Annotated in this window: 11 protein-coding genes and 1 pseudogene; 10 read left to right on the forward strand and 2 right to left on the reverse strand. The window is 72.4% G+C overall.

What is annotated here, in order from left to right:
* A pseudogene (locus AB0D04_RS34610) lies at positions 1–307 on the reverse strand (cell wall hydrolase); the annotation flags it as partial.
* A 103-nt stretch (positions 308–410) separates the two neighbouring features.
* Between AB0D04_RS34610 and AB0D04_RS34615 the strand changes: the two are divergent.
* The 6 genes from AB0D04_RS34615 to AB0D04_RS34640 all read left to right on the forward strand — a co-directional run bounded on the left by AB0D04_RS34615 (position 411) and on the right by AB0D04_RS34640 (position 6,275).
* A complete protein-coding gene (locus AB0D04_RS34615) occupies positions 411–1,637 on the forward strand; it encodes a S1 family peptidase (RefSeq protein ID WP_362711352.1) in 1,227 nt (408 codons plus the stop codon).
* Positions 1,638–1,749: 112 nt separating this feature from the next.
* On the forward strand, positions 1,750–2,211 hold the full coding sequence (locus AB0D04_RS34620; RefSeq protein ID WP_362711353.1) for an acyl-CoA thioesterase: 462 nt from the start codon (positions 1,750–1,752) through the stop codon (positions 2,209–2,211).
* Positions 2,212–2,384: 173 nt separating this feature from the next.
* On the forward strand, positions 2,385–3,224 hold the full coding sequence (locus AB0D04_RS34625) for an SDR family oxidoreductase (protein ID WP_362711354.1): 840 nt from the start codon (positions 2,385–2,387) through the stop codon (positions 3,222–3,224).
* A complete protein-coding gene (locus tag AB0D04_RS34630) occupies positions 3,224–4,471 on the forward strand; it encodes an aminotransferase class I/II-fold pyridoxal phosphate-dependent enzyme (RefSeq protein WP_362711355.1) in 1,248 nt (415 codons plus the stop codon). Before AB0D04_RS34625 ends, AB0D04_RS34630 begins: the two co-directional genes overlap by 1 nt.
* Positions 4,468–5,454: a diiron oxygenase gene (locus tag AB0D04_RS34635; RefSeq protein WP_362711356.1), complete on the forward strand. Its 987-nt coding sequence runs from the start codon at positions 4,468–4,470 to the stop codon at positions 5,452–5,454. Before AB0D04_RS34630 ends, AB0D04_RS34635 begins: the two co-directional genes overlap by 4 nt.
* Positions 5,451–6,275: a tryptophan 2,3-dioxygenase family protein gene (locus tag AB0D04_RS34640; RefSeq protein WP_362711357.1), complete on the forward strand. Its 825-nt coding sequence runs from the start codon at positions 5,451–5,453 to the stop codon at positions 6,273–6,275. The genes AB0D04_RS34635 and AB0D04_RS34640 overlap by 4 nt, the downstream gene beginning before the upstream one ends.
* A gap of 17 nt (positions 6,276–6,292) precedes the next feature.
* Here the strand turns inward: AB0D04_RS34640 and AB0D04_RS34645 are convergent, their stop codons facing one another.
* Positions 6,293–7,075, reverse strand: a complete 783-nt coding sequence (locus AB0D04_RS34645) for a DeoR/GlpR family DNA-binding transcription regulator (protein WP_362711358.1) — start codon at positions 7,073–7,075, stop codon at positions 6,293–6,295.
* A gap of 292 nt (positions 7,076–7,367) precedes the next feature.
* Between AB0D04_RS34645 and AB0D04_RS34650 the strand changes: the two genes are divergently transcribed.
* The 4 genes from AB0D04_RS34650 to AB0D04_RS34665 are packed head-to-tail and all read left to right on the forward strand — an operon-like array spanning position 7,368 to position 12,309.
* Complete coding sequence (locus AB0D04_RS34650; RefSeq protein ID WP_362711359.1) at positions 7,368–8,660, forward strand: MFS transporter; 1,293 nt, start codon at positions 7,368–7,370, stop codon at positions 8,658–8,660.
* 13 nt (positions 8,661–8,673) lie between these two features.
* Positions 8,674–10,200, forward strand: coding sequence for an FGGY-family carbohydrate kinase (locus AB0D04_RS34655; RefSeq protein ID WP_362711360.1), 1,527 nt, complete (start codon positions 8,674–8,676; stop codon positions 10,198–10,200).
* Positions 10,193–11,686, forward strand: a complete 1,494-nt coding sequence (locus AB0D04_RS34660; RefSeq protein ID WP_362711361.1) for an FGGY family carbohydrate kinase — start codon at positions 10,193–10,195, stop codon at positions 11,684–11,686. The genes AB0D04_RS34655 and AB0D04_RS34660 overlap by 8 nt, the downstream gene beginning before the upstream one ends.
* Positions 11,683–12,309, forward strand: coding sequence for a histidine phosphatase family protein (locus AB0D04_RS34665; RefSeq protein ID WP_362711362.1), 627 nt, complete (start codon positions 11,683–11,685; stop codon positions 12,307–12,309). Before AB0D04_RS34660 ends, AB0D04_RS34665 begins: the two co-directional genes overlap by 4 nt.
* Positions 12,310–12,328 lie beyond the last annotated feature (19 nt).

The following is a 12,328-nucleotide window of genomic DNA, read 5'->3' on the forward strand; positions in this document are numbered from 1 at the left end:
GCACCAGGTCCAGCGGCCGCGGCCGGCCGACGCGTACGGTCGCCGATGCGTCCGCCCACAGCTCCGCCGACCGCAGAGGCGGGACCCGCAGACCGAAATGCCGCAGTACGGCGTAGGCATAGCGCTGGCAGTTCGCGCCCCCGGCGAGACCGTCGGCCGCGTCCCCGGTGGGTAACGGGCATTCAGGTGCCCCGGCTCCCGGATGGCGGGCGCCCGAGTAGCTGACGTTGCGGAAGGCCTCCGGCAGCCGGGCCAGGACGTGAGGCCCGCAGGGGAGGGGGATTTGACGATCAGAAGGTGATGTCACCGGGTCATGATGCAAGGGATCTCCGCGATGCCGCACACCGCGCGGTCGACGAGGCTCGACGCACCGGTATCGACGCGTACTCGACCCCGCGAGGAGATCCCCGATGCACCGCCGCTTCCGCAAGGCCGCTCTCTGGGGCGCGACCATGGCCGCCGTCATGGCCGCCGCAGGCCCGCTCAGCTCGGCGCACGCCGCACCGCAGCCCGACCCCACGCCCCAGCCCTCGCCCCGCGGCATGCTCGACGCGATGCGCCGCGACCTGGGACTGACGCCCGATCAGGCCCGCACCCGGCTCGCGCAGGAGGCCGAGGCGCAGCGGGCCGCCGCCGCGGTGCGCCGGGTGCTCACCGCGCCACCCGCCGGCATGTGGTTCGACAAGACGGTCGGCAAGCTGATCGTCGCGGTCACCGTCGCCACCGACGCGGAGCGCGTACGGGCCGCCGGCGCGCTGCCCAAGACCGTCGCGCACAGCCGTGCCGCGCTCATCGAACTCGTCCGGCAGATCGGCACCCGGGCCGGCCACGGCGTGCCGGGCGTCACCGGCTGGGGCGTGGACGAGCGCGCCAATGGCGTCGTCGTCCGCATCGACCGCCGGGCCAGCAGCGCCGCGACCGACTCCTTCGAGAACGCCGTACGCGCGCTCGCCGCCCCCTCCCACATCCCGGTGACCATCGAGCGCAGCGACCAGGCGCCGCGCCAGCAGGGCGGCACGGTCATTGGCGGCGAGCGCTGGATGCCCGGTCAGGAGGGCATCTGTTCCATCGGCTTCTCGGTGACCGGCTCGGCCGGCTTCGAGGGCTTTCTGACGGCCGGTCACTGCACCAACGACGCCGACCAGTCCGCATACGGCAAGGACGGCAGCGTGATCGGCACCTCCAACGAGGGCGGCGGGCACAGCGTGATCGGCCGAGAGGGCGACTTCGGGCTGGTCACCGTCAACGGGCCGGGCTGGCGCCTGTCCCCGAACGTGGCGGGCCAGGGCGGGCAGCCGGTCGCCGTCACCGGCTCGCAGGAGGGCGTGTCGGGCACGTCCGTGTGCCACTCCGGCGAGGCCACCGGCTGGCACTGCGGTGAGATCACCCGGACCGAACAGACCGTGGACTACGGCACCGCCATCGTCGATGGGCTGTCGTTCACCAACGCCTGCTCGGCGCCCGGGGATTCGGGCGGTTCGTATGTCACCCAGCCCGGCTCCCCCAAGGCCGTCGGACTGCACTCCGGCGGCGGCACGGCCACCTGCAGCGACGGCGGCGACACCGTCACCATCTTCCAGCCGGTCGACGAGGCGCTGGCCAAGTGGGACCTGACGCTGAAGACGAGCGGCTCCTGACGGGCGCCCGCCGAGGGGCCGCCGGCCCTGGCGCCTACCATGTGACGCGAGTGGCCAGTGAGGTCCGACGCGTCCGGCCGGAAGGTCGGCGCCAGGGGGAGCGGGAGAGAACGTGGCAGACGCGACAGGCACGACCGGCACGACCGGCACGGCGGCACCCTTCGCGGTAGGAATCACCGTCCGCGGCTACGAGACCGACACCCAGGGCCATCTCAACCAGGCCGTCTACCTCCAGTACGCCGAGCACGCCCGCTGGTCGCTGCTGCAGGCGAGCGGCGTCCGGCAGAGCGACCTGCTGGACCGGCGCATCGGCCCGGTGACCATCGAGACCACCATCCGCTACCGGCGCGAGCTGCGGGCCGGCGACGAGGTCCAGGTCAGCTGCGCGTTCGTATGGGGCGAGGGCAGGACGTTCGTCGTCGAGCAGACGGTCACCAAGGGGGACGGGACGGTGGCCGCGGAGCTGCGCGCCGTGGGCGGCCTGCTCGACCTGGACCGGCGCAAGCTGCTCACGGATCCCGGGGCGGCCTTCCGCGAACTGGCCGCCGAGCCCGCGGTACTGGGCCTGGACTGATCCCGCAGGTGAGACCCCGGGCGGGGCACGTGAGAGGGCCGTCGGCCTCGGACGATCGCACATGCAGGCCTAATGGCCGACTTTCCTTGCTCATGTGAAAGCACAGCAGACTTCAGGCTCGCAGATGCGGGAGAGTTGCGCTCCGACGGCGGTTCACTGCTTCGGGGAGCTGTATGACAGCGCGCAATGTTCTGATCACCGGTGGCTCGGCCGGAATCGGACGGTCCTGTGTGGAGCGGTTCGCACACGGTGGCGACCATGTCTGGTTCACCTATCACTCGGGGCGTGAGCGTGCGGCGGCTCTGGTGGCCGAGCTGAACCGCATCTGCCCCCGTCCGGTCCGGGCCTTCGAATTCAGCCAGGGCGAGTGGAGCGATCATGTGCGGCTCCTGGAGGAGCTGCCCGGACCGGTCGATGTGCTCGTCAACAATGCGGCGGTCGGTTCGAAGACGGTCGACTGGTACGTCGACGGTCCGCGTCACGCACGCGATGCCGCGTTCATGCAGATCAACACCGTCGGTCCGCTCTGGCTCAGCCGGCAGCTGCTGCCCGCGATGCTGGACCGCGGCTACGGCAAGATCGTCAATGTCGCCAGCGTGGGCGGCGGCATCGCCGAATTCCCGGGCATGGGGATCGCGGACGGGATGAGCAAGGCCGCCCTGGCGTACCTCACCCGGCACCTCGCCGCCGAGCTCGTGCACAGTCCGGTGGACGTCACCGCGGTCTGCCCCGGTGCGGTCGACACCGCCATGTTCGAGGCGAGCACCCTGGCGCCGCTCGGCCCCGGCGAGCGCGCCGAGCTGGCGGCGAGGCTGCCGAGGGGCCGGCTCATCCGGCCCGAGGAGATCGGCGACGTCGTGTGGTGGCTGGCCGGTAAGCAGTCGCAGGTCCTGCACGGCGCGGTGATCGACGCGTCGATGGGCCTGGGGGTGCACCCCGGCCTGCTCACCGGCACCCCGCTCAGGTGCCGGGCAGCCGACGTGGTGGACGCCGACCCACGGGGAGGGCGGTGATGGTCTCCCGGCAGGCCGCCCGCCTGGTCGCCGGCTCGCCGGCCATCGCCGAGGCGCATTTCCGCGCGGAGGCCCACCCGTACCACCCCGAGCTCCGCCCCGACGGCTACCTCAACCTCGGCACCGCCGAGAACCGGCTGCTGTGGGACCTGCTCGCCGACCGCGTCACCCGGCGCCGGCCGCTCACCGAGACGGACACCCGCTACGCCCCCCTGTACGGCACCCCGGCGCTGCGTGAGCGGATCGCGTTCCTGCTCTCGCGCGTCTGCCGGTACACGGTCGCGGCCGACGACTTGGTGGTGGTGAGCGGGGCGACGGCGGCGCTGGACGTCATCGCCTCGGCACTGTGCGACCCGGGTGACGCGATCGTCGTACCCGCGCCCTACTACGGTGCCTTCGACACGGACCTGGCCGGGCGTTCCGGTGCCCTGCTGCTGCCCGCGCAGGGCGCGGCGGGCGACGGTTTCCGGCCGACGGCGGCGGCCATCGACCGCGCCGTGACCCGGGCCCACCGCGACGGCATCACCGTACGGGCCGTCGCGCTCGCGTCGCCGGCCAACCCGACGGGCACGGTGTACCCGGCCGAGACCTTGCGCGAGGTGGCGGGAGCCGCGGCGGACCACGGTGTGGACATCATCGCCGACGAGATCTACGCCAACTCGGCCTTCGGCCCCGAGCCGTTCACCAGTCTGCTCGTCCCCGCCGCGAATCCGGCCCGGTCCGACCGCACCCATGTGGTGTGGGGATTCGCCAAGGACTTCGGGCTGCCCGGACTCAAGGTCGGCGTCCTGCACACTCCGGATCCCACGGTGCGTGCCGCCGCCCGCGCGCTCGCCTACTTCGCACCGGTCTCCACCGACACCCAGGCGCTGCTGACCGAACTGCTCGACGACACCGGCTGGGTGGACCGCGTCCTCGCCGAGAACCGCCGCCGCCTCGCCGCCTCGTACCAGGGCACCGCCCGCCTGCTGGACGAGCTGAGCATCCCCTATGTCCCCGCCCAGGCAGGCTGTTCCCTCTGGGCCGACCTCGGCGCGTGGCTGCCGTCCCCGGACGCCGTCGGCGAACGCGCCCTGTGGCGCGCCGTCCTCGACAGCACAAGGGTGAGCATCATGCCCGGCGAGGCGTTCCACTCGCCCGAACCCGGCTGGTTCCGCATCTGTCACACCCTGGACCCCCTCCTGGTGCGCGAGGCCCTCATGCGTCTCGGCGACTTCCTGGCCCTCCGGATGCGGAGACACCCATGACGAGGCAAGACCCCCCACGCCGGCCGACGGGATACCCGCGCACCGGACCGGGCCCGCTCGACCGCTGGTACGAGGCGGCCGGCGTCCGCACCGGAGTGCGCCGCCTCTTCCATGAGGAGGCCGAGCGGGGCAAGGTCTTCTTCCCCACCGCCCTGGTCCCGTACGTGCGGCACGAAGCCGTGGCCGGACTGCCGCCCGCACACCTTGGCGAATTGACGGTCCGTCACCTCTACCAGTTCCTGATCTCCACCACCCACCTGGAGACCCGGATCGTCAACGAAGCCGCCGAGCCGGTCGCCAACAACCGGTCGGGCCTCGATCTGCCCGCGTCGCTCCGTATGGACGCCTTCAAGGTCTACTGCGACGAGGGCTACCACGCCCTCTACAGTCTCGACCTGGCCGATCAGATCGCCGCGGTGACCGGGATCGAGGTCCCCGACTGGGACTACGGAGGCTTCGTCGGCCGGCTTCAGGAGGCGGGCCGCAGCCTGCTGCCCGACGCCCCCGCGCTGGCGGGCATCCTCCAGGCCGTCGTCTTCGAAACCCTGATCACGGCCGTACTCAACGAGGTGCCCGGCGACACCACCGTGGTCGGCACCGTACGCGACCTGCTGCGCGACCACGCCCGGGACGAAGGCCGGCACCACCGCTTCTTCTGCCTGCTCTTCCAGGAACTGTGGACGCGGCTGGACACCACCGACCGCATCCGGGCGGCCCAAGCGATGCCCGCCATGATCCGCACCGCCCTGACCTGGGACCTGCAGCCGGTCCGCGCGTCCCTGCTCCTGGCCGGGCTCGACGCGCCGACCGCCGAGGAGGTCCTGCGCGACTGCTACGGCGGCGACACGGGAGACCGGCGCATCAACGACATCGCCCGCTCGACGCTGAAACTGTGCGCCTCGGTGGGGGCGTTCGACCTGCCCGGTGTGCGCGAAACCTTCGCCGCGCAGGGACTCGGCCACCCGGAGGAGGAGGCTTCGTGACGGCGCCCACCGAGAACGCCCCGACCGACAGGAACGACCTGGCCCACGGGAACGACCTGACGCCCGGGAACGATCCGACCTACGGGGACTATCTGCGCCTGTCCGACCTGCTCGACCTGCACGTTCCCCGGTGCGTGCCGGCCCACGACGAGCACCTGTTCATCACCGTCCATCAGGTACACGAGCTGTGGTTCCAGCTGCTGCTCCACGAACTCGCCGACGCCCGCGAGCGGATGATGGCCGGGGAGATCTGTATGCCCAGGATCCGACTGCGGCGCTGCCACGCCATAGAGCGGGCCCTGTTCGACACGATGCAGCTGCTCGACACCATGACGCCGAAGGACTTCCTGGCCTTCCGCGGCGGACTGGGAACGGCCAGCGGCGCCCAGTCCGCGCAGTTCCACGAGATCGAGATCCTCTCGGGACGGCAGGCGCCCCCGCGCCTCGACCGGATGCCATGGCTCACCGCCGCCGAGCGCACCCGCCTCGAACGGAGGGTGGCCCAGCCCAGCCTGTGGGACGGCTTCCTGACCGTCCTGGCCAAGGCCGGCTTCGGCGTCGACACCGCCGAGGAGCGGCACACCGCCTACGCCGAGATCACCCGCGACCCCGCCCACCACGCCCTGAACGAACTCGCCGAAGCCCTCCTCGACCACGACCAGGCATGGGCACTGTGGCGCACCCGCCATGTGCTCGTCGTCGAACGGCAGATCGGCGGCAAACCGGGCACCGGAGGCAGCACCGGCGTCTCGTATCTCGCGGCACGGGCCGGCGCCCGGTTCTTCCCCGAGCTGTGGCAGTTCCGGCTGCGGCTCACCTGATCCACCGGACGGCACCCCTACGGCTTCTGCGGCACCACCATCACCTCGGTCCCGCCCGCCCGCACCGCCCGGATCTGCTCCGCGGGCAGGCCGTCGTCCACGATCAGCAGGTCGAAGTCGGTCAGCGGCGCGAGCGCGTACAGACCGTCCTTGGTGAACTTGGTGTGGTCGGCGACCAGGACCCGGCGCGCCGCGCACTCCATCATCGCCCGCTTGACCTGCACCGTCTCCGGCGAGGTGTGATAGCAGCGGCCGTTGGTGACGGCCGTGGTGGACAGGAACAGCACATCGGCGCGGAAGGCCCGTACCGCGTCCGCGGTGTGCAGCCCCATGAAGGCGTCGTACGCGGGGAAGTAGGCGCCGCCCAGCGTGATCAGTGAGATACCGGGCTCCTTGGCGAGGGTGGTGATCGCCGGGAGCGAGTTGGTGATCACGGTCAGCGGGGTGTGCTCGGTGGCCTGGTGGGCCAGGAGGAGACACGTGGTGCTGTCGTCGAGCAGCACGGTCTGGCCGGGCACCAGCAGCGTCGCCGCGGCCCGCGCCAGCTGCTGCTTGGTCGCCGCCATCGTGGCCATCCGCTCCGCGACGCTGCCGTGGAACTGCGCCGACGGCAGCCCCGTCGCCCCGCCGCGTACCTTGCGCAGCCAGCCCTGCGCCTGGAGCGCGTCCAGATCGCGGTGCGCCGTCATCAGGCTGACACCGAACTCCGCGGCGAGCTCCGAGGTGCGCACAAAGCCGCTGGCGATGACGCGCTCGCGCATCTGCCGCCGCCGCTCCTCCTGGGCCTCGACCCGGTCCATCGCTCTCCGCTCCCTGTCCGGCCCGCCGCGTCCGCCGGGTGCATCCGGCACGGGCATCCGCCGCGTGAAGGCGCCGCCCGCGTGAATTCGCCGCGTTATGTTCGCACGGATTTCACACTGCACGCCCGGCCCCGGCGCTGTCCACATGCGGTTCCGGTACGAGGCAACACGGCTGGTCGTGGCCCCGATGCGAAGATTCCGACGGCCATTGACGCCCGATTCTGCGCGGCTGTTCCATCACTCCATTCGCCGCACCCCTCTCCTGCCGAGCCGCCGCAGAAAGGGAGATTCGATGCCGAACTCTCCGTCGCGTTCGCTGATCAACCGCCTGGGCATTCCGCCGACCCTTGTGTGGGGATACCTCGGACTCCTCCTCTTCATGATCGGAGACGGGGTCGAGTCCGGCTACCTCTCGCCGTATCTCATCGACCAGGGCTTCTCCCAGTCCCGCGTCGCGCTGCTCTTCACCGTCTACGGAGTCGCCGCCGGCATCGCCGCCTGGCTCTCCGGAGTGCTCTCCGACCTGTGGGGCCCGCGCCGCGTCATGTGGACCGGCCTGGGCATCTGGGCCGCCTTCCAGGTGCTCTTCCTGTCCGCCGCCATACCCCTGGCCAGCTATCCGCTGATGATGCTCGGCTACGGCCTGCGCGGCCTGGGCTACCCGCTCTTCGCCTACGGCTTCCTGGTCTGGATCGCCGCGGTGGCACCCCGCGCCCGCCTCGGCACGGCCATGGGCTGGTTCTGGTTCGCCTTCACCGGCGGCCTGCCCACGCTCGGCTCGCTGGTCGCCAGCGGACTCATCCCGCACATCGGCGCCTACGCCACGCTCTGGGCCGCACTCGCCCTGGTGGCCGTGGGCGGGCTGATCGCCCTGCTCCTGGTACGAGACGACCGGGGCGGCGCAAAGCCGCGGACCGAGAGCCCGCTCGTCACGCTCGTCGGCAGCGTCACCATCCTGTGGCGCAACCCCCGCGTCGGCCTGGGCTCGGTCGTCCGGGTCATCAACACGGCCTCGCAGTTCGGCTTCTTCGTGATCATGCCGATCCACTTCACCAAGACCGTCGGCTTCAGCCTCACCCAGTGGCTGCATCTGCTCAGCGCGATGTTCGCGACCAATATCTTCGCCAACCTGCTCTTCGGCGTGCTCGGCGACCGCTTCGGCTGGCGCCGCACCATCGCCTGGTTCGGCGGCGCGGGCTGCACCGTGAGCACCCTGCTGCTTTTCTACGTACCCAACGCGGCGGGCGCCAACTTCCCGCTCGCCCTGGTGGTGGCCGCGTTCTACGGGGCTACGCTGGCGGGATATGTACCGCTGTCGGCGCTGGTGCCCAGTATGGAACCGCGGCACAAGGGGCAGGCGCTGGCCGCGCTCAACCTGGGCGCGGGCGCCAGCACCTTCGTCGGCCCCGCCGTGGTCGCGGCCTTCGTGGGACCGCTCGGTGTCGCAGGGGTTGTCTGGATCTTCGCGGGGATGTACGCGGTGAGCACCGTTCTCGCCCTTTTCCTGAAGCTGCCGGACGAGTCGCCCACCGCGGAGGGCGCGCCGCAGACCGGTGCGCCCGCCGCCGCGTCGGCCCCGGCGTGAGAGGACCCCACTGATGTCCGTACTGACCATCGACGTCGGCACCACGGTGATCAAGTCCGTCGTCTTCGACGACCAGGGCACCGAGATCGCCGTCGCCCGCCGGGCCACCGAGGTCCTGCGCCCGCACCCCGGCTGGGCCGAACAGGACATGGATGCCGTCTGGAGTGCCGTCGTCCATACCGTCCGCGAGGTCCTCGACGGCCTGGCCGACCCCGTATGGCTGGTGTCCTTCACCGCCCAGGGCGACGGCGCCTGGCTCGTCGACGACCGCGGCCGCCCCACCGGACCCGCCGTCCTGTGGTCCGACGGGCGTGCCGGGGACCTGCTCACCGCCTGGCAGCGCGACGGCGTCCTCGAGGCGGCCTTCCGCCGCAACGGCTCGCTGACCTGCACCGGCATGCCCAACGCCCTCTTCAGCTGGCTCGCCGCCCACGACCCGGACCGGCTCGCCCGCTCCGCCACCTCGCTCACCGCCGCCGGCTGGCTCTTCCTGTGCCTCACCGGCGTGCGGGCGACCGATGAATCCGATGCCTCGGCCCCGTTCCTCGACCACGCCACCGGCGACTACGACCCGTACATCCTCGAGCTGTTCGGGCTGAGCGCCTACCGGCGGCTGCTGCCGACCGTGCTGGGGGAGTCGCAGCGCATCGCCGAGCTGACCGGCGGCGCCGCGGAGCAACTGGGCCTGCCCGCCGGGCTGCCGGTGGTGATGTCCCCGTACGACATCGCCGCCACCGCCCGCGGCGTCGGCGTGGTCAACCCCGGCCAGGCGTGCAGCATCCTGGGCACCACCCTGTGCACCGAGATCGTCCGCACCGGGATCGACACCACCGGCGAACCGTCCGGCATCCATATCGCCTACCGCGGCCGCGAACGGGTGCTGCGCGCCTTCCCCACCCTCAACGGTGCGGAGGTGCTCGGCTGGGCGGCGCGGCTGCTGCATCTGCCCGGCCCTCCGGAGCTGGCGCAGCTGGCCTTCGCATCGGAGCCGGGCGCCCGCGGGCTGACGTTCCTGCCGTACCTCTCCCCGGCGGGCGAGCGCGCGCCCTTCCTGGACCCGCGCGCCCGCGGCTCCTTCTGGGGCATGTCCCTGGAACACACCCCCGCCGACCTGGCCCGCGCCGTCTTCGACGGCCTCTCCCTGGTGCTGCGGGATTCGCTGGCCGCCGCCCGTACGGAGATCAGCGAGCTGCGGCTGTGCGGCGGCGGCGCCAACAGCGACGCCTGGTGCCAGCTGATCGCCGATGCGACCGGGGTGCCGACGGCCCGCTCCGGCGACACCGAGCTCGGCGCGAAGGGGGCCTTCCTGACGGGCCTGGTTCGTACCGGGGCCGAGAGCAGCATGCATCGCGCGGCCGCCAAGTACGTCCGTATGCAACGGAGTTGGGAGCCGGATCCGGAACGCGCCGCCTTCTACACCGTGCTCTACGACGACTTCCTCGGCTGGCGCGGCCTCGCCCGTGAGGCCGGCTGGCGCAGCGGCGCGGTGTGGCGCAAGAGCGCCGGCGTCGGCACCCCTCTCGGAGGTACCCGTGTCTGAATCCCGCACCCCCACCCTCGACGGCGTCTGGCTCGGCCTCGACCTCGGCACCCAGAGCGCCCGCTGCGCCGCCGTCGACGGCACCGGCCAGGTCCTCGCCACCGGTGCCCACCCGCTGACCGGCCGCCGCGAGGGCAGGCGCCATGAGCAGGACCCCGAGGAGTGGTGGACGGCGCTCGCCGCCGCGTGCCGGGAGGCCCTGGCGGGCATCGACGCGCGGCGGGTGCGCGGCCTCGCCGTCGACGGCACCTCCGGCACGATCCTGCTCGCCGACGCCCACGGCACCCCGCTCACACCGGGCCTGATGTACGACGACGGGCGCGCCGACACCCAGGCCGCCGTCGTCAACGCGGCCGGTGCGCAGGTCTGGCAGGAGCTGGGCTACCGCAGCATGCAGCCGTCCTGGGCACTGCCCAAGCTCCGCTGGCTGCTGGACCGCGAACCCGCGGCCGAGGGGACGCGCCTGCTGCATCAGGTCGACCTGGTCACCTGGAGACTGACGGGGCATCAGGTGGCGAGCGACGCCAGCCACGCCCTCAAGACCGGCTACCACCTCACCGAGGAACGGTGGCCGGAGAAGGTGATGGCCGAACTCGGCGTGCCGGAGGGCATGTTGCCCGGTGTCGTACGGCCCGGGACCGTGCTCGGCACCGTGTGCGCCGATGCCGCGGCCGCCACCGGGATTCCGCCCGGCACCGCCGTCGTCGCCGGTATGACGGACGGCTGCGCCGCACAGATCGGGGCCGGGGCCCTTGCGTCCGGCGCCTGGAATTCCGTCCTCGGCACCACCCTCGTCCTCAAGGGCAGCAGCCCGCACCTGGTCCGGGACCCGTCGGGCGTCGTCTACTGCCACCGCGGGCCGGGCGGGACATGGCTGCCGGGCGGCGCCTCCAGCAGCGGCGCGGGCGTCCTCTCCCAGCACTTCCACGGCGAGAACCTCGAGGTGCTCACCGAGCGGGCCGCCGCCCTCGACCCGGACGCGGTCGCCTACCCGCTGGTCTCCACCGGCGGCGAACGCTTCCCCTTCCGCGCCCCCGACGCCGAACCCTTCGTCATCGGAGAGGTCCCCACCCGCGCCGCCGAGTTCCACGCCTACCTCCTGGGCGTCGCCTGCCTCGAACGGCTCTGCTTCGACCATCTCGACCTGCTCGGCGCCCCCGTCGACGGCCCGCTCACCCTCACCGGCGGCGGCGCCCGCAACCGCTACTGGTGCGAGCTGCGGGCCGATGTGCTCGGCCGGCCCGTCCGGCTCCCCGAACAGGCCGAGGGCGCCCTCGGCATGGCCGTCCTCGCCGCCACGTCCTCCGGCGTGCCCCTCGAGGAAGCGGCCGCGTCGATGGTCCGTATCGGGGACGAAATCCGGCCGTCCCCGGCCCGCACCGCCCGCTGGACCCCCCTCTACCTCCGCTTCGTCGACGAACTCACCCGCCGCGGCTGGCTCGACCACGCCGTGGCCGCACACGCCCGCAGGAGGGCCGCCCCGTGACCGACTTCATCCTCGTACGCCATGGCGAGACCGTCTGGCATGCGGAGAACCGCTACGCCGGCCGCACCGACGTCCCCCTCACCGACCACGGCCGCGCACAGGCCGCGGACCTCGCCGCCTGGGCCGCCACCGCCTCCCTCACCGCCGTCTGGAGCTCCCCGCTCGCCCGCGCCCGGCTCACCGCCGGCCCCGCCGCCGACGCCTGCGGCCTCACCCCTCGCATCGACGAGCGGCTCTACGAACTCGACTTCGGCCGAGGCGAGGGCCTGACCAGGGGCGAGATGCGCGAGCGCTTCCCCGAGCAGCTCGCCGCCTTCCTCGCCGACCCGGTCGAGCGCCATCTGCCCGGCGGCGAACACCCGCGGCAGGCCGCCGAACGCGCCGCCGCCTGCCTGGCCGACCTCGCCTGCGAACAGCCCGACGGCCGGATCCTCGTCGTCGCCCACTCCACCCTGCTGCGGCTGCTGCTCTGCCACCTCCTCGGCATCCCGCTCACCGACTACCGACGGGTCTTCCCTCTGCTGCACAACGGCGCCCTCACCGAGATCCGCCTCGCGCACGGGCGCACCGCCCTGCTCAGCTACAACGCCCCGGCCCTGACCCCGGCCACCGCCCTCCACTGACCCCGTAACCCTGGAGCAC

Source organism: Streptomyces sp. NPDC048483, assembly GCF_040651455.1.
Taxonomy (GTDB): Bacteria; Actinomycetota; Actinomycetes; order Streptomycetales; family Streptomycetaceae; genus Streptomyces.

Coding starts and splice junctions, on each gene's coding strand:
- AB0D04_RS34615 (WP_362711352.1), top strand. CDS start 411: ATGCACCGCCGCTTCCGCAAGGCCGCTCTCTGGGGCGCGACCATGGCC.
- AB0D04_RS34625 (WP_362711354.1), top strand. CDS start 2,385: ATGACAGCGCGCAATGTTCTGATCACCGGTGGCTCGGCCGGAATCGGA.
- AB0D04_RS34630 (WP_362711355.1), top strand. CDS start 3,224: ATGGTCTCCCGGCAGGCCGCCCGCCTGGTCGCCGGCTCGCCGGCCATC.
- AB0D04_RS34635 (WP_362711356.1), top strand. CDS start 4,468: ATGACGAGGCAAGACCCCCCACGCCGGCCGACGGGATACCCGCGCACC.
- AB0D04_RS34645 (WP_362711358.1), bottom strand. CDS start 7,075: ATGGACCGGGTCGAGGCCCAGGAGGAGCGGCGGCGGCAGATGCGCGAG.
- AB0D04_RS34650 (WP_362711359.1), top strand. CDS start 7,368: ATGCCGAACTCTCCGTCGCGTTCGCTGATCAACCGCCTGGGCATTCCG.
- AB0D04_RS34655 (WP_362711360.1), top strand. CDS start 8,674: ATGTCCGTACTGACCATCGACGTCGGCACCACGGTGATCAAGTCCGTC.